Below are 21,548 nucleotides of genomic sequence, written 5' to 3' on the forward strand. Positions count from 1 at the left end.
AGTGGCGGGGGAAGATCAGGCCTGAGGGTGCCCGAGAGAGGGTGTCCGGGCCGGTCCCTGTCCCTCATTCCGGAGTTTCCCGATGACCTATCTCGCGCCTGTTGCGCCTCGCGTTCCTGTTCCGTCCACTGAACCCGCGCCCGCAATCCTCGCCGTGGCCGCGGCACTGCAGCCTGATCTCGCGCAGGGCTTCCAGATCGACGCGCTGCGCCTGCGCGTAGAGATGGAGCGCGCCTTTGGCGGCTCCGATGCCGACGGCGCCTGGGACTGGAAGCTCGCCTATGAGGCGGGCGAGGTGGCGCTGGTCCTCTTCCTGCGGAAATTCGGCCGCGCGCTGCTGGCCCGTGCTGGATCGCCTGCGGCACTGCTGCCGATCCTTGCCAAGGTGGCGGGCCTCTTGCCGACGCATACCCGGCGCTCGGAGGAGATGGACCGGTTCCAGCAATTCTCGACGCCGCTGCCCATGGGGCTCGCTGCACTGGCCGCCGCACAGATCACTCCGCGTGACCTGGTCCTTGAGCCTTCGGCCGGGACCGGGCTTCTCGCGATACTCGCTGAAATCGCAGGCGGCAGCCTTGCGCTGAACGAACTCGCCGAGACCCGCGCCGACCTTCTGCGTCACCTTTTCCCGGGGCGTCCCGTCACCAGTTTCGACGCCGCGCAGATCGACGATCATCTGGACGCGGGCCTGCGCCCCAGCGTCATCCTGATGAACCCGCCGTTTTCGGCGGTAGCCCATGTCGATGGTCGGACGACCGAGGCGACGGCCCGGCATCTGCGCTCGGCGCTTGCACGGCTGGCCCCCGGCGGACGGCTCGTCGCCATCACAGGGGCCAGCTTCGCGCCCGACGCGCCCGCCTGGTCCGAGACCTTCGGCCGCCTGACCGAGAGTGCCCATCTGGTCTTCACCGGCGCTGTGTCGGGGGCAGCCTTCGCAAAGCATGGCACCAGCTTCGAGACGCGGATTTCGGTCTTCGATAAATGCCGCGGTGGCGAGGCGGGCGGCACTACCGCCGATCTGGCCCAGCCCATGTCATCCGACGTGGCGCTGCTCCTCTCCCGGATTACCGCCGAAGTCCCGCCGCGCCTCGAGTTGGAAGCAGGCGCGGTGCCTCGCCCCCAGCCCACTTCCCCTTTCCGGCAAAAGCCAGCCCGTACGTCCGGCCCTGCCACTCGACATTTGGGGGCAACGTCATCGGCCAGGACCAATGCGATTGTCGCCGCGCCGGATGCCGAGGACCTCGCCTACACCCTGCGCGGTCCGACCGAGGACGGGGCAGCTGGTATGCGCCTATCGGATGCCATTTATGAGACCTTCCGCCTGCAGGCGATCGACATCCCTGGCGCTGCCCCGCACCCGACCAAGCTGGTCCAGTCCGCGGCGATGGCTTCGGTCGCGCCCCCGAAACCTTCCTACCGCCCGAAACTCCCCGCAGCCGTTCTGCGCGACGGCCTGCTTTCCGACGCCCAGCTCGAGACGGTGATCTACGCGGGCGAGGCGCATGGCGCCTATCTCGCCGGTTCGTGGACCGTCGATGAAACCGGCGATATGGTCTCGGCCGCGCCCGACGATGCCGCGGACGCCGTGCGCTTCCGTCGCGGCTTCTTCCTCGGCGACGGCACTGGCGCGGGCAAAGGCCGCCAGTCGGCCGGGATCCTGCTCGACAACTGGTGTCAGGGTCGCCGCAAGGCGCTCTGGATCTCGAAGAGCGACAAGCTCCTCGAGGACGCGCAGCGCGACTGGTCGGCGCTCGGGCAAGAGCGGCTGCTCGTCACACCGCTCTCGCGCTTCGCCCAAGGCCGCGACATCCCGCTGACCGAGGGCATCCTCTTCACCACCTATGCGACGCTGCGCTCCGAAGAACGCGGCGCCAAGAAATCCCGCGTCGATCAGATCGTCGACTGGCTCGGGGCGGATTTCGACGGGGTGATCCTCTTCGACGAAAGCCACGCCATGGCCAATGCCGCCGGTGGCAAGGGCGAGCGCGGCGATACCGAGGCCTCGCAGCAGGGCAGGGCGGGCCTGCGCTTGCAGCACAAACTGCCCAATGCCCGCGTGGTCTATGTTTCGGCCACGGGCGCGACGACGGTCCACAACCTCGCCTATGCACAGCGTCTCGGGCTTTGGGGCGGGGAAGATTTCCCCTTCGCGACGCGCGGTGAGTTCGTCGAGGCCATCGAGGCGGGCGGGGTTGCGGCAATGGAGGTCCTCGCCCGCGACCTGCGGTCGCTTGGCCTCTATACCGCCCGCTCGCTCTCCTACGACGGTGTCGAATACGAAATGCTCGAGCATGCGCTGACGCCCGAGCAGCGCGGCATCTACGATGCCTATGCGGGGGCCTTCGCCATCATTCACAACAACCTCGCCGCCGCGATGGAGGCCGCCAACATCACTGGCGACAGCGGCACGCTGAACCGCCAAGCCAAGTCAGCCGCGCGGTCGGCATTCGAGTCCGCCAAGCAGCGCTTCTTCGGCCATCTGCTGACTAGCATGAAAACCCCCACCCTCATTTCCAGCATCGATGCCGATCTCGCCGCAGGCCATGCGGCCGTCATCCAGATCGTCTCGACCGGCGAGGCCCTCATGGAACGCCGCCTTTCGGAGATCCCGACCGAGGAATGGAACGACATCCGCTGTGACATCACTCCCAGGGAATACGTCCTCGACTACCTCGCCCATTCCTTCCCGGTGCAGCTCTACGAGCCCTTCACCGACAGCGAGGGCAATCTCTCGTCCCGGCCCGTGGTGCGGGATGGTCAGCCGGTCGAGTGCCGCGAAGCCGCCCGCAGGCGCGACGCGCTGATCGAAAAGCTGGCCTCGCTGCCGCCCGTGCCGGGGGCGCTCGACCAGATCGTCCAGCGCTTCGGGACCGACCTCGTGGCCGAGGTCACGGGTCGCTCGCGCCGCATCGTACGGAAGGGCGAGGGCCCTGCTGCGCGGCTTGTCGTCGAAAGCCGGGCGGGCTCGGCCAATCTCGCAGAGACCGCCGCCTTCATGGATGACCAGAAGCGCATCCTGATCTTCTCGGATGCCGGTGGCACGGGGCGCAGCTATCACGCCGATCTCGGGGCCAAGAACCAGCGCCTGCGCGTCCATTACCTGCTGGAGCCGGGCTGGAAGGCCGATGCGGCGATCCAGGGCCTTGGCCGTACCAACCGTACCAACCAGGCGCAGCCGCCGCTGTTCCGACCGGTGGCCACCGATGTGAAGGCGGAGAAGCGGTTCCTGTCGACCATCGCGCGTCGTCTTGACACGCTGGGTGCGATCACGCGCGGTCAGCGCCAGACCGGCGGGCAGGGGCTGTTCCGGCCCGAGGACAATCTCGAGAGTCCTTACGCCCGCGATGCCCTGCGCCAGCTCTACCGCCGCATCTATCGCGGCGATGTGGCGGGCTGCTCGCTCGGGGCCTTCGAGGATGCCACCGGCCTCAGCCTGACCGATGACAACGGGCTGAAGGACGACCTGCCGCCGATCACGACTTTCCTCAATCGCCTGCTGGCGCTGACGATCGACATGCAGGCTGTGCTCTTCTCGGCCTTCGAAGAGCTTCTCGATGCGCGGATCGAGGGCGCCATCGCTGCCGGGGTCTATGACCTCGGGCTCGAGACGCTGCGCGCCGAAAGCTTCCGCGTGACGGATGCTCGGGTGATTTACACCCATCCCGGCTCCGGCGCGGAGACCCAGCTCCTGACCATCGCCGAAAAGCGTCGCAACACGCCGACCTCGCTCGCGGATGCGCTCGACTGGCTTGATGACCCGAAGGCTCGGCTTCTGGTCAACAGCCGCTCGGGCCGTGCTGCGATGCAGGTGCCCGCCACCAGCCTGATGCTGGATGATGGGACCATTGAACCCCGCCAGCGGCTGGTTCGCCCAACGGAGGCCAGCACGGTCCCAGCTCGGATGATGGAGGACACCCACTGGCTGGAAGCAGACCGCGCAGCCTTCGCCGCCGCCTGGACCGCGGAACTGGCCGAGGTGCCCGAGTTCTCTGAATCCACGCTGCACATCGTGGCGGGGCTTCTTCTACCGATCTGGAAGCAGCTCCCCCAGGATGAGACCCGCGTCTACCGGCTGCAGACCGATGACGGCCAGCGCATCATCGGCCGCCGTGTCTCGCCCGCCTGGGTCGCGACCACGTTGGCAGACGATGCGCCGAAGCTCACAGCGGCGCAGGTCCTTGCCCTCGTTCTGGAGGGCAAGACCGTCGTGCGGCTGGCCGAAGGAATGGAGTTGCACCGCTCCTGCGTCATGGGCGTGAATCGGATTGAGCTGTCTGGGTTCACTGAGGTCGCCAAGGACCGGCTCAAGGCCGATGGCTTCTTCTCGGAAATCATCAGCTGGAAGCTTCGCCTCTTCTGCCCGACGGATGCGAGCGGTATTGCCGTGCTGGATCGTCTGCTTGCACGTTTTCCTGTAACGGGACTACATGCGCGCGGGGGTTGTTGAGCCATGTATTCCGAGACCGAAGAGGTGATCCGCGCTCTTGCGGAAAACGCCGAAGACGTGTGTCGCGCCTACCTTCCCGCCGGACGGCGGGAAGGATCCTACTGGATCGTGGGCGATCTGCAGAACAACCCTGGCCGGTCGCTCTTCGTGCGGCTGACGGGGCCTGCGTCCGGACCGGGTGCCGCCGGCAAGTTCACCGACGGTGCAACGGGCGAGCATGGCGATCTCCTCGATATCATCCGCGAGCGGACCGGGATATCGCGCTTTCCCGATCTTCTGGCCGAGGCCCGGGCGCATCTTGGCCGTCCGCAGCCGGTCCTCCCAGATGCGCCAATGCCGAAGAAGGCCAAGGCCCCCGGCGGCAAACCAGCGGCGGCGGTGCGATTGTTTGCAGCCTCGGTGCCGGTCGCAGGCACGCTTGCCGACACCTACCTCCGCTCCCGGGGCCTTACCAAAGGCGCAATGATGAGCGCGCTGCGCTTCCACCCGAAGTGCTGGCATCGGGATGAGGGCCAGACCCGGAGCGTCCCCAGACCGGCGCTGATCGCGGCGGTCACCGATGGGGCAGGGGCTTTGCAGGGCGTGCATCGCACTTGGCTGGCGCGTGACGGACAGGGGAAGGCGGCTGTCGAGACGCAGCGACGAGCCATGGGTCACCTCCTCGGCAATGCCGTCCGGCTGACCCCGCATGAAGACATCCTCGTGGTCGGCGAGGGCATCGAGACCATGCTGTCCTTGGTCGAGGCAGTGCCCGGCCTTCCCGTCTGGGCGGCGCTCTCGTCCGGTCACCTCGGGGCGGTCTTGCTGCCGGAGGGGCTGCAGCGCCTCTACATCGCCATCGACCGCGATCCCGCGGGGCGGGCCGCAGCAGAGAGGTTGAGCGCCAAAGCAACCGATGTAGGGATTGCCGTTCGTGTGCTCGAACCGCGGCTCGGGGATTTCAACGATGATCTCCGGGCGACCGGCAAGGAGGCGCTGCGCCAGCATCTGGCAGCGCAGATCGGGCCAGAGGATCGGCATCGCCTGTTCGGCTGAGCAGCATCGCGCAAGGGGCGGCCCGGGAGTGCGGGGCAGGGGTCCGCATTCCTGTCGTGGCTTTGGATCGTCGCATTGCCTCTTCCCGGGCAATCTCATCCACCCGTCACCCGAGCGGCCTTGAAGAGATGGGCAGGCGGCCGTCAAAGGGGCCGCCCCTTCAAGGACGGGGGGCGACTGATTTCCGCCGGCGGGGACAAGCCCCGCCTTTGCATCGCGAGACAAATCAGCCGCCCCCCGTCCTCCTCCACATGCGTTCCGGCCCCGAAAGGGGGTGAAGGGGCGTCCCCCGTGACGGCTTTCGCAGCCCATGAAGGCCGCGCGGGTTGTCGCGCGGACGAGTTGAGGCCCGGAGGCAAGAAACCGATGACGATCCACACCCACGACGACGCGTATGAACCCGCCCATACCGCATCCCAGACCGCCCATGCGCTCGACGAGCTGCAGCTCTATGGCTACCGCCCCTTTGACGAGCCCGATCCGCGCCCGATGCCCGATGGGCAGCGTCTCGCGGTCGCCGTCGCCGACATCTTCGATGCCCTCGTCGCGACCTTTGAGGACACCCGCATGGAACCCGACCTCGAAGAGGTGCTCTGGGGCCAGGTCAACCTCTTCCACCGCGCGACGGCCCGGATCGAGCGGTCGCTCGATGAGAACGAACAGGCGCAGCGCCGCCTCCAGCGCGAGCAGGACGGCTCCGAGGTGAAATCCACCGAGCTTGAGCGCCTGACGGCCGAAGGCCTGACGCTGATCGAACGGCGCAACTGCATGGACATGATGCGCGATCACGCCGCCACCGAGTTCGTCCATCACACGGGCTCCACCTGGCGCCCCCGAACCGGCTCGATGGTGAACCGCCAGCACATGACCGCCGCGCTGATCGACAGCCGCGATTTCCTGGCCGCCAAGCGCCGCGCAGAGACCGAGGTGATGCTGCCCGCAGGTCCCAAGGTCGCCCTAACCGGTGGGACCGACTTCAACGATCACCGCCTGATCTGGGGCAGGCTCGATCAGGTCCGGACCAAGTATCCCGACATGGTGCTCTTGCACGGGGGAAGCCCGAAGGGCGCAGAGCTCATCGCCGCCAAATGGGCCGAGGCTCGCGGCGTGACGCAGGTCGCCTTCAAGCCCGACTGGACCAAGCACGCCAAGGCCGCGCCCTTCAAGCGCAACGACGCCATGCTGGACGTCCTGCCAGTGGGCGTCCTCGTCTTCCCCGGCAACGGCATCCAGGAGAACCTTGCCGACAAGGCCAAGAAGCTGGGCATCCCGGTCATGAAGTTCGAGAAGGGGGCGTGAGCCCCCTTCTCCCTCAAGGGGAAATCGAGGTGGAAGCATAGTCTTCCACCTGATATTGTGGTGAAAACCTAAGTCGATCACTACATGTACCACAGCCCGTTCCAGCTCGATGTCTTTCCGACCGACGTGCAGATGCGCCGGATCGATCCGGCGCGCAACATGCGTCGCTTCTATCGGCTGAGCGTGCAAAGTGACCTCTTCGGTCGCGCGAGCCTCGTGCGCGAGTGGGGTCGTATCGGTTTCCGTGGCCAGATGATGGTTGAGACCCACCCCGATGAAGGCAAGGCCATCACCGCTTTGATGAAGCTTGCAGCGGTGAAGAAGCGGCGCGGGTACGTCGACTGACGCGTAGGTTTGCTTCTACTGCTTGGCCTGTGGCAAGTCCTTTTATGATGAAACGGCGCTGCCTTGAGCTCTGTGCGAGATAACTGGATTGGCCTGAGCAACCAATCAAGAGGTTGGGTTGGTCGGCATGGTCACCTTACTCCTCTACCACTTCGCTTCAGAGAGCTCGCAGGTAGAACGTCCGCGCAAAGGGGTTGATCTTCATCATGAGTATAGTTTATATACCCATCATGAAACGATTCTGGTGGGTGCTCTCGTCCCACCTGTTCAACGAGGACCTGCCATGCGCTGGGGTGTCGAAAAACGGTTGGAGTTTATTGAATTCCGCCTCTTTTGGGAGGGCGGGATCAACCGTGCCGACATCGTAGAACAGTTCGGGGTATCCGTGCCCCAGGCCTCGAAGGATCTTACGCTCTACGAGGAGAAGGCACCGGGAAATCTGATCTACGACAAGAGCGCCAAGCGTTACAAAGCGGCGGACGATTTCAAGCCCGTTTTCATGCAGCCTGATGCATCCACGTACCTCGCTCATCTGCGCGACACTAACGGAGGAGCGTCTGGTGTAACCGAAGCTTGGCTTGCATCGGCGCCCGCGCATGATGCCCTGCCTATTCCACACCGGCGCGTGGAGGCCGACGTCCTTCGCGATGTCCTCAAGGCCGTTAGAGAAGGCCATTCCATCGAGGTCTTCTACCAGTCGATGAGCGCCAACAAGCACACCCCAGAGTGGAGGCGGATTTCTCCCCACGCTCTCGGCAGTGACGGACTGCGCTGGCATATCCGTGCATTCTGTCACATCGATCACAAGTTCAAGGACTTCATCCTCTCGCGATGCATGAAAACTCGAAAGCATGAACTGTCCGGCGCGTCTGCGAATGACGACAAGCTTTGGCATGATCGCTTCTCGGTGGCGCTCGAACCGAATCCAGCCCTGAGCGAGAGCCAGCGATCAATCATCGCCCAAGATTATGAAATGACGAACGAGCGCACCGAAGTCATGGTGCGAAAGGCGCTCCTCTACTACTTCCTGAAGCGTCTCCGTCTGGATGTCGCAGACAAGCTGGACAACCCCCACGAAGTCCCTGTCGTGGTCGCCAACCGAGCTGCCTTTGACGCCGCGCTCGCGGAGGCGATGGCATGAAGTCTGTCAATTTCGAAATCCTTCGTGACGGTTGGCCTGAACTTGCAGGTCTTGGCGGGTTTGCGGAGTCATACGCTCACGCAGATCCGGCCAGCGCGCTCGTCAAGCTTCGCCTGTTCGCGGAGAACCTGACAAAGGATATCTACCGCGAGCTCCAGCTGCCAAAGCCAGACCTATCGAAATTTGTTGATCTCCTTGAGAACGACGCCTTCGTCGCGATCACTCCGAAGGTTGTGCTCGACAAACTTCACGCGTTGCGGATGCACGGCAACAAAGCCGCACATGGCGAGCCCGTAAAAAGCCAACACGCGCTATGGCTGCTCAAGGAAGCGCACGATCTGGCCCGCTGGATGTGTGTCCGCAATGGGCGAGCGAAAGCAGACCAGCTTCCCGCCTTCCAGCAGCCGGCCATTCCAGGTCAGGTTGAGGAGCGGGAACGGCGCCAAGTCCTTGAAAAACTGGCGGCACAGGAAGCGCAGATGGACACGCTGCTTTCTGAGCTCGAAGAAGTGCGATCGAAAGCAAACGCCGCCCAGAAGGAAGCGGCTGAGCTCAAGCAGCTAGCAAGCTCGGCACAGGCAGCGGCCGATGAACTTCAGTTCAGCGAGGCAGAAACCCGAGCGCGCCTCATTGATAGCATGTTGGCGAGCGTCGGCTGGGATATCGCAGAAGGCGTCAAGAACACGACCCAAGTGGGCAAGGAAGTCGAGGTCGACGGTCAACCAACGGCTTCGGGCATCGGCTACGCCGATTACGTGCTTTGGGATGACAACGGGAACCCGCTGGCCGTGATCGAGGCGAAGAAGACCTCGACCGATGCGGAGCTCGGTCGGCATCAAGCCAAACTCTATTCCGATAGCCTTGAAAAGCGGTATGGGCATCGCCCGGTCATCTTCTACACGAATGGCTTCGACATTTGGATTTGGGACGACGCGCAGGACTTTCCTCCGCGGAAGCTCTATGGCTTCTACTCCAAAGACAGCCTTCAGCATCTGGCTAACTACCAACGGCACAACAAACAGCCCCTCAACACAGTCGCGATCAGCGATCAGATCGTCGATCGGCTGTACCAGCTGGAAGCGATCAAAAGGGTTTCTGAGCGGTTTTCGCAGAAACACCGTCGGGCGCTGGTGGTTCAGGCCACTGGTACAGGCAAGACACGCGTTGCGATCGCGCTGACGGACCTTCTGATCAGAGCCGGTTGGGTCAAGCGGGTCCTCTTCCTCTGCGATCGCAAGGAACTCCGGAAGCAGGCCAAGAACGCCTTCAACGATTTCCTTTCGGAGCCCACTCGGATCATCACATCGCGCGTTAGGACGAACGCCAGTGAGCGCGTCTTCCTTGCGACATATCCCGCGATGCAAAAGGTCTTCCAGTCTTTCGACCCAGGCTTCTTCGACCTCATCATCGCGGATGAATCTCATCGAAGCATCTACAACGTCTACGGAGACATCTTTCACTATTTCGACTGTTATCAGGTGGGGCTTACCGCGACGCCAGTTGACTTCGTTACGAGGAGCACCTTCCGCCTCTTTGGATGCGAAGGGCAACTTCCCACGTCGAATTACGATCTCGAACAGGCGGTTCAGGCAGGCTACCTGACTCCATTCGAGGTCTATGAGCACACGACGCAGTTCCTCCGCGACGGCATCACCCTCGATGGTCTATCGCCCCAACAGATCCAGGAGCTCGAAGACCAGGGGGAGGACCCGGCGCAGTATGATTTCTCCTCGGAGCAGATCGACAAGGTCATCTATAACAAGGACACCAACCGCGCGATCCTCCGAAACCTGTTGGAAAACGGAATCAAGGATGCGACCGGACAAATCCTAGGAAAGAGCATCATATTTGCACGGAACCATCAGCATGCGATGCTGATGCGTCAGCTCTTCGATGAAATGTATCCGCAATACGCCGGCAAGTTCTGCCAGGTGATCGACAACTACGATCCGCGTGCGGAGCAGTTGATCGACGATTTCAAGGGCGAAGGTACCAACAACGATCTGACCATAGCGATCTCGGTCGACATGCTCGATACCGGGATCGACATCCCGGAGATCGTGAACCTGGTTTTCGCGAGGCCCGTCAAATCACCAGTGAAGTTCTGGCAAATGATTGGCCGAGGCACGCGTCTCTGTCCGGACCTCTTCGGCCTCGGCCAGCACAAGAGCGTGTTTCGCATCTTTGACCACTGGGGCAATTTTGCCCGCTTCGAAATGGGCTATCGCCCTGCCGAACCTACACAGGGCAAGCCGCTTGCTCAGCAGGTCTTCGAAGAGCGGTTGAATGTTGCCGAGATCGCCCTTCAGAAGAGCGAAATCGCAGCCTTCGACGCTGTGATTGACCTCGTGGCGCAGGATATCAATGCACTGCCGGAAGAATCCATCGCCATTCGGGAGAAATGGAAGGAGAAGCGCGCTCTATCTCGTCCCGAGGTATTGAAGGCGTTCGCCCCGGCGACTGTCGCGAGACTTCGCCAAGAGATAGCACCTCTGATGCAGTGGCGAAACATCCGTGGTTTCAGTGACGCCCTTGCGCTCGATCTTCTCATAGCGCGGATGCAAATTGCGGTGCTTCGTGGCTCGGGCGAGATTGCCGATCAGAAAATCGAGCTCCTCGACCGCCTAGCATCTCTGCAGATGCACCTAAACCCCGTGCGAGAGAAGGCGGAAATCATCAAGCGCGTGAAGTCAGATGCTTTCTGGAGAGATGTAACAGTCGCCGATCTGGAGGGCGCACGCATTCAGCTGCGCGAAATCATGCATCACCGTGCCAAGGGCGGGTCGCAGGGCCTTCCTCCGAAGGTGGTCGATATCACCGAGGATGCCGGGCAGATGCAGTTTGCACGGCGTTCGGCGAGCCTGAAATCCGTCGACATGAAAGCCTACCAGCAGATCGTCGAAGCGGAGCTCAAGAAGCACTTCGAGACCAACCCGGTCCTGAAGAAAATCCGTGCCGGCGAGGCCGTGTCCGACCGCGAAATCGATTCGCTCGTGTCGCTCATTCTGACGCAGCACCCGGACGTGCGGCGCGAGCACCTTGAGGAGTTCTTCAGCGAGACCACTGGTCCGCTCTATCTCGCTATCCGGATGATCGTCGGGATGGATCCCGGGGCCGTGCGGGATAAGTTCACCGCCTTCGTCCAGAAGCATCCGAAGCTGAGCGCGAAGCAGACACGCTTTCTCGCACTGCTGCAAAATCACATCGCGCGGTACGGCACCATCGAGGTCGAGCGGCTCTACGACGATCCCTTCACTGTGGTCGACGCCGACGGACCGGACGGCGTGTTCGAGGACGAGGCCGACCTCACCGATCTCATCAACATCGTGCGCTCCTTCGGCCCTCGGGCCGAGGAGCGCCCCGACGACAACCCGAACGAGAGGAAATCATAAATGGTCACGGGTGAGCTCAAGCGGCGCGTCGACGCGCTCTGGACGGAATTTTGGCAGGGCGGGATCACCAACCCGCTGACGGTGATCGAGCAGATCACGTTCCTGATGTACGCGCGCCTCCTCGACATCAACGAGGCGCGCGACGAGAACCGCCAGAAGCGGACGGGCAAGCCGTTTCAGCGCCGCTTCAAGGAGGACGAACAGCATCTGCGCTGGTCCCAGTTCCGGCACCTGGGATCCGACCAGATGCTGCCCCTCGTGCGGGACAAGGTCTTTCCGCATTTCCGCTCCACCGTGGCCAGCGGAACGGCCTTCGCCGAGTTCATGAAGGACGCGCAGCTGATGATCCAGAAGCCCGGACTTCTGGTGAAGGCCGTGAACATGATCCACGAACTGCCGCTGACAGAGGGCGACACCAAGGGTGATCTCTACGAGTATCTGCTCAGCAAGCTGACGACGGCCGGCATTAACGGGCAATTCCGCACGCCGCGGCACATCATTCGCTTGATGGTCGACATGTTGGAGCCTAAGCCGACCGACGTGATCGGCGATCCCGCCTGCGGCACCGGCGGCTTCCTCGTCAGCGTGATGGAATATCTGCTCGAGACCTACTCCTCGCCAGAGGCCGTGATCGAGGAGAAAGATCCCGAGACCGGCGCGGTAGAGAAGATCTTCACCGGCGACCTGCTCGAAGATCACCGCGACCATATCCGCAGCAACATGTTCCACGGCTTCGACTTCGACGCCACCATGCTGCGGATCGCGGCGATGAACCTGATGCTGCACGGGGTCGATGATCCCGACATCCACTATCAGGACACGCTCAGCACCGGTTTCACCGATAAGTTCCCGAGGCAAGCGAGCGAGGGCTTCGACGTCATCCTCGCCAATCCGCCCTTCAAGGGCAGCCTGGATTTCGAGGACGTGCACTCGGGGCTTCTGCGCCAAGTCAAGACGAAGAAGACTGAGCTGCTCTTTCTCGCGTTGATTTTGCGCATGCTGAACACCGGCGGCCGGTCGGCGACCATCGTGCCTGATGGTGTCCTGTTCGGCTCGTCCGGCGCGCATCGTCAGCTGCGTCAGCTCTTGATCGACAACAACCAGCTGGAAGCAGTGATCTCGCTGCCCAGCGGTGTGTTCAGGCCCTATGCGGGCGTGTCCACCGGGATCCTGGTCTTCACCAAAGGGGGACGCACCGATAACGTCTTCTTCTACGATGTCGAGGCCGATGGTCTCTCGCTCGACGACAAGCGGGAACCGGTGGCCGAGAACGATCTGCCTAACTGCCTTGCCCGTTGGCGCTCCCGCGATCCTGCTGAGGACACAGACCGGAAGTCGAAGGCTTTCTTTGTGCCGGCCGCCGAGATCAAAGAGGCCGGCTATGACCTTTCTCTCAGCCGCTACAAGGAACGTGTGTATGAGGAGGAGGACCATGACCTGCCTCACGTGATCCTTGGTCGGATGAAGGAACTTAACGACGAAATTTCTGAAGACTTGGCTGAGCTTGAGGATATGCTGGGATGACGCACGCGGTTCAATTGGGCGACATCATTCAGCTTCGGAAAGGCAAGAAGGCGACGGAAGTTCATGACCAGTGCGTCAACGGTGCCATGCCTTACATCCAGATTGATGAAGTGCGAGGGGCGGCACCCCAGAAGTTTGCTCATGACGCCAAGGGGGTGATCGTAACGCCGGCGGATCTCTGTATTGTCTGGGACGGTGCGAATGCTGGGACTGTCGGATATGGCGTCGATGGCCTGATCGGCAGCACCGTCGCCAGAATGCGTATCAAGGCGCCAAACGAATGGGATACGGAGTTCGTCGGCAGACTGCTTCAGAGCAGATTTCGCCAACTTAATGACGAGGCACAGGCCCGCGGAGCCACAATCCCGCACGTCGATAAATCGAAGTTGGAATCGATTGAGCTTCCGCGCATTGGTCGTTCGGAGCAGCGGCGGATTGCATCTATCCTAGCGAGGGCTGATGGCATCCGGCGAAAGCGCGAGCGCTTGATCGATGAGGCCCAACACTTCGTGAGGTCTGCCTATCTCCACACAGTCGGACATCTCAACCCGAGCCATGGCGACTGGGAACCGTTCATGATTGATGCGCTTGCTGAAGATCGAAAGGGCGCGATCCGTTCGGGACCATTTGGCAGTGCGCTGCGTCACGGCGAATTCGTGGATGAAGGCATCGCCGTCCTCGGCATCGACAACGCGGTACAGAATAAGTTCGCTTGGGCCGAGCGGCGCTTCATCACTTCGTCGAAGTACGAGGAGCTGCGTCGCTACAAGGTTTTCCCGGGCGATGTGATCATCACGATCATGGGCACTACCGGTCGCTCCGCTGTCGTGCCGGACGACATTCCCGAAGCCATTACGACCAAGCACCTCGCAACGATCACCTGCAACAAGGAACTCATCCACCCGGAAGTGCTTTCCTTCGCGATCCATTCCGATCCGCTGATCATTCGCCAGATCAAGTCCTTCAATAAGGGCGCGATCATGGACGGCTTGAACCTCGGAATCATCCGAAAGCTCGAGATCAACCTTCCTCCGATGGAGGAACAGCTTCGATTCGTCAGAATGCTGCGCAAGGCCCAAGCCATCGAGGCGCGTTCACAGACGCCAGATGGCTCTGGTGAGGACCTTTTTCGATCCCTTTCACAGCGCGCTTTCCGCGGCGAACTTTGAGGTGCCGCCATGCGCTTGACCCGGATCGAAATTGAAAACTTCAAAGGCATCGGCTTACGGCAGCGCATCGACTTGCGACCGATAACGCTGCTCTTCGGTCCGAACAGCGCCGGAAAGAGCACAATCCTGCAGGCGCTGCACTATCTGCGGGAAATCCTCGAGCGTGGGAACGTCGATCCCGATCGAACGATCGCTGGCGGCCTCATCGACCTCGGTGGCTTCGCAACACTGGTCCACAACCACGAGCTGGACCGAACTGTGATCCTGAAGGTTGTCCTCGACCTCTCGGCTGACCAGGGCTCGGACGGCCTGCCGCTCAACGCTGGTATGTCGATCGGCGCCCCCGAGTTCACAGAGCTGCTCGTTCGATACCTGGTCGGAGAAAGTGACGAGTATCGCGACTATGCCATCGTGCAGGAGGTCGGACTAGAAGTCGACATCCGCTGGAGCGCGCTCGAGCAAGCACCCTATGTCTCGCGCCTTGCCATTGAAATGGACGGCGAGCCGCTTGCCGCCATCGTTTCTCCCCCTGCAGAGGGCCGAGCGCAGCTGACCGACTTCAACTTCTCGCACCCACTCCTGCGGCGCGCCGTGCGTCCTGGCGACATACCAGAAGACCTCGACGACGAGGACATGGCGGGGTCGCCGCTTGAGGAAGAAATCTGGTTGCTCGCGCGCGAGGCCGCCGCAGACCGCTCGACACCAGACACGCCCGATGACCAACTGCGCATCGCCGTTGGCACCGAGCTGGGCGCACTGCCGCGGCTGGACCGCGACCTCGTCCTCGATATCCGCGACCCGGACGTGAAGAAGGCCGAACTGGAGGCGCGTACACCGCGCGTCAACGGCCTCCGGGCGCTTCTTTCCGAAATGGTCCTCGGCCCGGTCCGGCTGGTGCGGGACCACCTGATGCAGATGACCTACATCGGCCCGCTACGCGAGATCCCTTCGCGCAGCTATCGGCCGCAGGTGACGCCAGATGAGGCTCGCTGGGCCCAAGGGCTTGCCGCATGGGACCTGCTGTACAACGACCGTCGCGGCGAACTAATGGCCGAGGTCAACTGGTGGCTCTCTGGCGAGGAGCGGCTGAGAACGACTTACAGGCTGGAACGGGTAGAGTTCAAAGAAATCCCGGTCCCAAGTGCCATGCACCAGATGTTTGAGCGTGGTCTCAACGAAGACGACATTGCCGAGTTGCAGGAGCTCTACCTGAGCCTCGCCAAGCGGACAGAGATCGCCCTCCGTGACTTCGAAAAGGGCATCCTGGTTGCACCGGGCGACGTCGGCGTCGGCATCTCGCAGATGGTCCCGGTGGTCGTCGCCTCGTTGCGCAAGCAGGACGGCGTTCTGGGGGTCGAGCAGCCAGAACTCCATGTTCACCCCGCCATCCAGGTCGGCATGGGCGACCTGTTCATCAAGGCTGCAACCGCAGATCAGGATAAGCTGACGTCTGGAAAGACCCTGATCATCGAGACGCACAGCGAACACATCATGCTGCGGCTGCTTCGCCGTGTGCGGGAGCGGACCGATGGTGAGGTTCCGCCCGGCGTGCTCGGACTGACTCCCGATGACCTCTCCGTGATCTACGTCGAGTCTTCGGTTGAAGGTGTCCGCTTCCGGCCCCTTCGCGTTAGCCCGGATGGTGATTTCGTCGACCGGTGGCCACAAGGCTTCTTCGCGGAACGGGCTGAGGAACTGTTCTGATGCTGTCGGAATACGCGGTAGAGCCTGCAGCCATCGGAGCGGACTGGCGAACCTTCAAGGACCTGATCGACCGCTTCGGTGCTGACAAGGGCCGGCTAATTTCTCGCCTCCCCAGCAAATGGGAGAGGATGGTCAAGGAAGCTGCGAGAAACGCCGGCGTTTCAGACAGAGATTATCTTCGAATTGTTGAACGGCTGAATGACTCGAGGCGCAAGGTCGTCAATTTCTCCCGCTCATATGAGCACGAGGCAAACTGGATCACCAACGTGCTACGCGAACACGCGGACCGACCTTTCAAAGCAATCATATGTCACGCCGGAAGCACAGCTTGCGCTGAGGCGATGGAGCCAGACGATTGCTCTGACGCGCACCCGCTGTTTAGAGCAACAACCAGCTGTGACGTGACAAGGACCGCTGACCAGATTGCCGATGCCCTGCATACCCTGACTGCGGTATCAAAGGAGGTCGATATCGTTGATCCGTATTTCGACCTCCGTTCTGCGAAGGGTAATTATCTTGCCACGCTGGTCTCACTGCTTGCGCGGCTTGTTGGGGATCCGGGTCAAACGAAAGCCATCAGAATTCATTTCCGTGACCACGATACTCGCCCATCGGCAGAGATCCTTGCTCGCGACGGATCCGCTAAGGTCACAGGCTTGCTCCCTCCTGGCTATCGCATCGAATTCTATGCATGGTCGGAAAAACTAGGCGGCGAGGACTTCCATGATCGGTACGTTCTGACGGAGCTTGGTGGGATCATGATCGGAGCGGGCCTATCTGCGGATGGTCCCGACGAGTCAGCCGCTTTCACTTTACTGAACTTCGAACACGCTCAGGGGCTTCGCAGCAGATTTTCAGACGGATCAACGGTCTACGCTCGAGTTGGATCGGCTGTGCGCATCCGAGACGATGGAGGTACTGAGCTGTTTTAGAGCGCACCATTTGAACGGATGCGAGTAGCGTGGACAAAATGACCTTAACTTGAGCTTTATCGGCCCCTCAAGAAATACGCATTCGGCCACGTTAGACTGCTTCTCGTTTCGCCGATAGGTGATCTGCGCGTAGAACTTCATCTTGGCAATGAGAGAATTGTCGTAACAAGGAGCAAAGTATGGAAGGAAACTCAGAACAATTGCGCCATAATTTACGCACTCCTTTGCAATGTTAGTTCGCCGGCGCGATCCTGATCTCATGAGCAAAAAATCCGTCTTTCCACGCACCAAGCTTTTCATTTCCAAGGCGACACCCGGTGACGATGCTTTTGCAAGTTGGCTGGCACCTCGCCTTGAGGCCCACGGGTATGAGGTCTTCGCTGACATCCTCGACCTGTCTCCAGGAGACGGGTGGCGCCTCAAGATTACTCGGACGCTGCAGGACGAGGCGATCAAAATGCTGCTTTGCTGCAGTGACGAAACGCTTGCCCGCGACGGGGTTATTGAAGAGATCGAAATTGCCAAAGACCTTTCTCGATCACTCACCGACTCTCGGTTCATCGTTCCTCTCAAAATGCAACGCTTCAAGAAGCTATTCCGAATCGGGAGCCTCCAGTACATCGACTTTGAGCGGAATTGGGCTGGTGGCCTGACGAAGCTTCTTGAGTTTCTGGAAGAGGAGAACGTGCCCCGGTCGGAAGCCCGAGCCATTCAGCCTGGATGGGCGGCATACCGGCGGCGCCAAGCGGTGGCCTTAAGGCGAGAGCCAGAAGTTCTCACCTCGAACTGGCTGCGTGTGCTGACAGTTCCTGACGAAATCTACCATGTTAGGCCATTTGGAAGTCTGAGCGAAAAGCGGATTGGGGCCTTGGCGAAAGAGGCGCCTTTTCCGGTTCTGGAGCATGCTGGCGGATATCTCTCCTTTGCGACAGCTTCAGACTTCGAGACTGTATTCCCGGCAACCGGGCGCTTTGAAACCCTATGGTCCGTCGCCTATACCGACTTCAGCGAGAACGGGTATCCAGCTTCGAGTCTCGGGTCGATTGATGCCCGTCGCCACCTCGTAAATCTTTTTCGGGTGGCTTGGGAAATACAGTGTAGGAACCAGGGCTTTCTTCAGCACTTCTTTTCCAATGGATCCGCGGCGATCGTAAGCGAAGGCAAGATCGAGATTGGGAAGCGCATCCGTTGGGGGCGGCAAGGACAGCGACGCTCGTCGGTGCTCCGCAACATCGCACGCAAGAAGCTATGGGAATTTGGGATCACAGCCTATCCCAGCCTCGTTCCATTCCCCCACTACCGCCTCAAAGCGCGAGTTCTCTTCTCCGAACTTGACGGAATAAAGAAGGGTGCGGTCATCGACGATCCGCGCACGCAGCACCGTTTGCGGCGAAGCGTCTGCAGTGCATGGCGCAACCGGGCCTGGCATGGAAGGTTGATGGCATTTCTCGAGTTGATGGCGGGCGAGAGTCCTTATGTGACGCTGCCGACCGGAGGGGGGTCATACATTGTCCTTGATGCTATGCCGATCCAGGTCACGGTACCCGTGACGGCTCGACAACTGCACGATTTAGGCGAAGAGGCCGAGGAGAAGGACATCTCGACGCTCGACGGATTCTTCGGGGAGGACGAAGCATGACGGATTTACCCGAGATATCGTTGACAACGCTTTTCATCGATGAGCCAGACCTCGAGTTCGGGCATGGCCAGCGTCTCGATCATCCGAAGGACGGTCTTTTTCTTTATGGGCCTGCGGGCGCATCAGTCGCTGGTTCAGTGGTGCGCGTCGGCGTAGTCGGCACGGCAGCGGGGATTGCGGACTTGAAATCCTGGCTCTCACGCCTCCGTGCCGGGATCTCGGTTCCGGTGGCCGGTGAGCGTGAGAAGATTGACCGCCCTCACCTCTCGGACTTTCCGGGCCTGCGCGAAGCGTACGCGATTACCGTCGACGAGAAGGCACTCGTCACCTGCAATCTTGATTTGGCGGAGATCGAGCGCACGACTACGATCGCTAATCACCACGAAGCTGTAGCCAAAACGGCCGATCTATATGTCGATGCAGTAGTCCGTCATCTCAGGAACGAGGAAGCGGCCGTCGACGTCTGGCTCATGGTCGTTCCGGAAATCGTCCACGAGCGATGCCGATCATCCGGAAGCGGGCGAAAAGCCCAAGATCTTACCCCTGGCGAGTTCGCCAAGAAGACGAAGAGAAGGGAGATCCTGCCGCTATTCGACGGGCTGCTCGACACGAGCGCAGAGGACATTTTCGACGATGTTCCCGACTTCCATCGACAGATGAAGGCCAAGCTCCTAGTTCACGCACAGCCTTGTCAGATCATCCGCGAAACGACGATTGCTCCTGAGAGGCATCTCGACCGCTTGGGGCGTCCTAAGCGAGGTACGCAGGACCCTGCAACAGTCGCCTGGAATCTTGCGACGGCGCTCTATTACAAGAGTCAGTCCAGGCCACCATGGAAGGTGGCGGGCATGCGCGAGGGAGTTTGCTACGTCGGATTCGTTTTCAAGCTGATCCCAAACCATCGCGACCATCATGCATGCTGTGCCGCCCAAATGTTCTTGAGCGAGGGCGATGGTGTAGTGTTTCGCGGGGCGAACGGCCCCTGGTATACCGAGGGCAAGGAGTTCCACCTGTCAAAGGACGCTGCCCGCGGCCTCATTGAGCGGGTCATCGAGACGTACCGGACCAAGTTCGGTGCGGATCCGAAGGAGCTGTTCATTCACGGCAAGACGAAGTTCAGCCCCGATGAATGGGACGCCTTCGCCGAGGCTGCGCCGTCGGGAACGACTATCACCGGTGTACGGATACGGCCTACTTCGGGGGACATGAAGCTATTCCGGGAGGGTGACTACCCATGTATTCGCGGGACTGCCGTTGTACTAGGTGAGCGGGACGCGTTTCTCTGGACATCGGGGTATACGCCGCGTCTCGACACCTACATGGGTCCTGAGACGCCCAACCCGATCTCGGTGACTATCCTGAGATCGACAGGCGACATACCTTCCATCGCGCTCGTTCTGTCGGACATTCTGAAACTCACAAAGATTAACTACAACTCGGCCGCGTTCGCCGATTCCCTCCCAGTTACGGTCCGGTTTGCAGACAAGGTCGGCGATGTGCTGGTCATGGGGAGTGCTCAGGATGCCGAAAGACAGCCGTTCAAGTTCTACATCTAAGCGCAAGCATCGCGGGGCAGTCCGAGCCTGTTACCGCTCTGGTGTCGCCAGCTGATGGCCATCGACCGACCGCTTCACACCATAATCGTCGATTGCATTACATAAACAAAATCATGCGAACATCATTTTCTGGCGTTCCCAGTCTTCAGCCGCGGTCAAGTTCTAGCCAATACCTTGTGTGCCGCCGCTCCCCGGTACGGCTAAGCGCGCCCATCTCCACCAGGTCCTGCAGATCCCGAGTTGTGGTCGCGCGCGATGTGCTGGTCATGGAGATGTAGTTTTCTGCGCTGAGGCCACCTTTGAACCCGTCGGGCCCCTCGCGGAACATGCGCTCGATCACCTTGGCTTGTCGCTCGTTCAGTCGATCACGGAATTGGTCGTAGAACCTCGCCTTGGCGATGAAGAAGGCAACGCGCGTCAGTGTGACCTGCTGCGCGTTCAACACCGTCTCGCCGAACCACAAAAGCCACGCGGTCACATCCAGCGTCTTCTGGTGGGCTTCGAGCTGGTCGTAATACCCCTTGCGGTCGCGTTCGATCGTGTAGGCCAGTGCGATTAGGCTCGGCTGGCCGATGTTCTGGGCGAGGGACTTTTCAGCCAGAGCGCGGCCCAAGCGGCCATTGCCGTCCTCGAACGGATGGACGCTCTCGAACCACAGATGCCCAAGTGCCGCGCGCGTCAGCGCGGGCAGTGGCGTGGACCCTGCTGGCGCCGTGCGGTTGAACCATTCGACGAACACGTCCATTTCGCCTTGGACTGGCGCCGACGGAGGCGCTTCGAAATGCACCGTCGGTCGGTCGATGCGACCAGAGACGATCTGCATCGCATCGGAATGCCGCCGATAGGCCCCGATGGTCTCGAGGCCCCGGTCATGGGACAGCAGCATCCCGTGCCAGCGGCTGAGGGTCTCGTGGGTTAGAGGCGCGGCGTGGGTCGAGTAGACGTCCACCATCATCTCGGCGACGCCCTGTTCGCGCGGCCTTGACGGTGCGCCGTCGGCGGTCAAGCCGAACTGACGGCGGAGAGAGGATTGCACGCTGGCCCTGTCCAGCACCTCGCCTTCGATGGCGCTCGTCCGCATCGCCTCTTCGCTCAGCAGCTCGATGCGCAGGCGGTCGCGCTCGTCGTCGGCCACATGGCGGACGGCACCGACGATCTCTCCGGACGACAACAGAAACTGCCGTTCGAGAGGTTCGACGGCAATACTGTCATAGCGGAAATTCGGCCAGTCGGGTTGCGACCAGTTCCAGCGCATGAGCTATAGGCTCCTTTCCTATAACTCAAAATAGCGCCAAAACATGATTTATGGAAGCGCGATCTATGCATCATGCCAGAAGCTTGAACCGGCGTACACCTCGGCAGGAT

13 protein-coding genes are annotated in these 21,548 nt (G+C 61.2%); 12 read left to right on the forward strand and 1 reads right to left on the reverse strand.

The window, feature by feature from the left end:
• Window positions 1-82 precede the first annotated feature (82 nt).
• The 12 genes from AB6A66_RS14090 to AB6A66_RS14145 all read left to right on the forward strand — a co-directional run bounded on the left by AB6A66_RS14090 (window position 83) and on the right by AB6A66_RS14145 (window position 20,183).
• Complete coding sequence (locus AB6A66_RS14090; protein WP_371056382.1) at window positions 83-4,447, forward strand: strawberry notch-like NTP hydrolase domain-containing protein; 4,365 nt, start codon at window positions 83-85, stop codon at window positions 4,445-4,447.
• A gap of 3 nt (window positions 4,448-4,450) precedes the next feature.
• The gene (locus AB6A66_RS14095) at window positions 4,451-5,482 is read left to right on the forward strand and encodes a toprim domain-containing protein (protein ID WP_371056383.1); all 1,032 of its coding nucleotides are present in this window, start codon (window positions 4,451-4,453) and stop codon (window positions 5,480-5,482) included.
• A 366-nt stretch (window positions 5,483-5,848) separates the two neighbouring features.
• Entirely contained in the window at window positions 5,849-6,781 is a 933-nt protein-coding gene (locus AB6A66_RS14100; RefSeq protein ID WP_371056384.1) for a DUF2493 domain-containing protein, read from the forward strand.
• A gap of 84 nt (window positions 6,782-6,865) precedes the next feature.
• On the forward strand, window positions 6,866-7,126 hold the full coding sequence (locus tag AB6A66_RS14105; protein ID WP_371056385.1) for a WGR domain-containing protein: 261 nt from the start codon (window positions 6,866-6,868) through the stop codon (window positions 7,124-7,126).
• A 127-nt stretch (window positions 7,127-7,253) separates the two neighbouring features.
• The gene (locus tag AB6A66_RS14110) at window positions 7,254-8,267 is read left to right on the forward strand and encodes a WYL domain-containing protein (protein WP_371056431.1); all 1,014 of its coding nucleotides are present in this window, start codon (window positions 7,254-7,256) and stop codon (window positions 8,265-8,267) included.
• The gene (locus AB6A66_RS14115) at window positions 8,264-11,659 is read left to right on the forward strand and encodes a DEAD/DEAH box helicase family protein (RefSeq protein ID WP_371056387.1); all 3,396 of its coding nucleotides are present in this window, start codon (window positions 8,264-8,266) and stop codon (window positions 11,657-11,659) included. The genes AB6A66_RS14110 and AB6A66_RS14115 overlap by 4 nt, the downstream gene beginning before the upstream one ends.
• Window positions 11,660-13,183 (forward strand): N-6 DNA methylase, encoded by a 1,524-nt coding sequence (locus AB6A66_RS14120; RefSeq protein ID WP_371056388.1) that lies wholly within the window; start codon window positions 11,660-11,662, stop codon window positions 13,181-13,183.
• Window positions 13,180-14,352, forward strand: a complete 1,173-nt coding sequence (locus AB6A66_RS14125; protein ID WP_371056389.1) for a restriction endonuclease subunit S — start codon at window positions 13,180-13,182, stop codon at window positions 14,350-14,352. Before AB6A66_RS14120 ends, AB6A66_RS14125 begins: the two co-directional genes overlap by 4 nt.
• A gap of 15 nt (window positions 14,353-14,367) precedes the next feature.
• A complete protein-coding gene (locus AB6A66_RS14130) occupies window positions 14,368-16,056 on the forward strand; it encodes an AAA family ATPase (protein ID WP_371056390.1) in 1,689 nt (562 codons plus the stop codon).
• Entirely contained in the window at window positions 16,056-16,988 is a 933-nt protein-coding gene (locus AB6A66_RS14135) for a hypothetical protein (protein WP_371056391.1), read from the forward strand. The genes AB6A66_RS14130 and AB6A66_RS14135 overlap by 1 nt, the downstream gene beginning before the upstream one ends.
• A 259-nt stretch (window positions 16,989-17,247) precedes the next feature.
• Window positions 17,248-18,627, forward strand: a complete 1,380-nt coding sequence (locus AB6A66_RS14140; protein ID WP_371056392.1) for a toll/interleukin-1 receptor domain-containing protein — start codon at window positions 17,248-17,250, stop codon at window positions 18,625-18,627.
• Window positions 18,624-20,183 carry a hypothetical protein gene (locus AB6A66_RS14145; RefSeq protein WP_371056393.1) on the forward strand — a complete coding sequence of 520 codons (1,560 nt, stop codon included), beginning with the start codon at window positions 18,624-18,626 and terminating at the stop codon, window positions 20,181-20,183. The genes AB6A66_RS14140 and AB6A66_RS14145 overlap by 4 nt, the downstream gene beginning before the upstream one ends.
• A gap of 145 nt (window positions 20,184-20,328) precedes the next feature.
• On the opposite strand, the gene AB6A66_RS14150 is transcribed toward AB6A66_RS14145, so the two are convergent.
• Window positions 20,329-21,438 (reverse strand): Fic family protein, encoded by a 1,110-nt coding sequence (locus tag AB6A66_RS14150; protein ID WP_371056394.1) that lies wholly within the window; start codon window positions 21,436-21,438, stop codon window positions 20,329-20,331.
• Between the last annotated feature and the right edge of the window lie 110 nt (window positions 21,439-21,548).

Source organism: Rhodosalinus sp. K401 (assembly GCF_041365735.1).
GTDB lineage: Bacteria > Pseudomonadota > Alphaproteobacteria > Rhodobacterales > Rhodobacteraceae > Rhodosalinus.

What these genes read in the sequence shown, in the direction of transcription:
- AB6A66_RS14090 (WP_371056382.1), top strand. Translation starts at nt 83, where the DNA reads ATGACCTATCTCGCGCCTGTTGCGCCTCGCGTTCCTGTTCCGTCCACT.
- AB6A66_RS14095 (WP_371056383.1), top strand. Translation starts at nt 4,451, where the DNA reads ATGTATTCCGAGACCGAAGAGGTGATCCGCGCTCTTGCGGAAAACGCC.
- AB6A66_RS14100 (WP_371056384.1), top strand. Translation starts at nt 5,849, where the DNA reads ATGACGATCCACACCCACGACGACGCGTATGAACCCGCCCATACCGCA.
- AB6A66_RS14105 (WP_371056385.1), top strand. Translation starts at nt 6,866, where the DNA reads ATGTACCACAGCCCGTTCCAGCTCGATGTCTTTCCGACCGACGTGCAG.
- AB6A66_RS14110 (WP_371056431.1), top strand. Translation starts at nt 7,254, where the DNA reads ATGGTCACCTTACTCCTCTACCACTTCGCTTCAGAGAGCTCGCAGGTA.
- AB6A66_RS14115 (WP_371056387.1), top strand. Translation starts at nt 8,264, where the DNA reads ATGAAGTCTGTCAATTTCGAAATCCTTCGTGACGGTTGGCCTGAACTT.
- AB6A66_RS14120 (WP_371056388.1), top strand. Translation starts at nt 11,660, where the DNA reads ATGGTCACGGGTGAGCTCAAGCGGCGCGTCGACGCGCTCTGGACGGAA.
- AB6A66_RS14125 (WP_371056389.1), top strand. Translation starts at nt 13,180, where the DNA reads ATGACGCACGCGGTTCAATTGGGCGACATCATTCAGCTTCGGAAAGGC.
- AB6A66_RS14135 (WP_371056391.1), top strand. Translation starts at nt 16,056, where the DNA reads ATGCTGTCGGAATACGCGGTAGAGCCTGCAGCCATCGGAGCGGACTGG.
- AB6A66_RS14140 (WP_371056392.1), top strand. Translation starts at nt 17,248, where the DNA reads ATGAGCAAAAAATCCGTCTTTCCACGCACCAAGCTTTTCATTTCCAAG.
- AB6A66_RS14145 (WP_371056393.1), top strand. Translation starts at nt 18,624, where the DNA reads ATGACGGATTTACCCGAGATATCGTTGACAACGCTTTTCATCGATGAG.
- AB6A66_RS14150 (WP_371056394.1), bottom strand. Translation starts at nt 21,438, where the DNA reads ATGCGCTGGAACTGGTCGCAACCCGACTGGCCGAATTTCCGCTATGAC.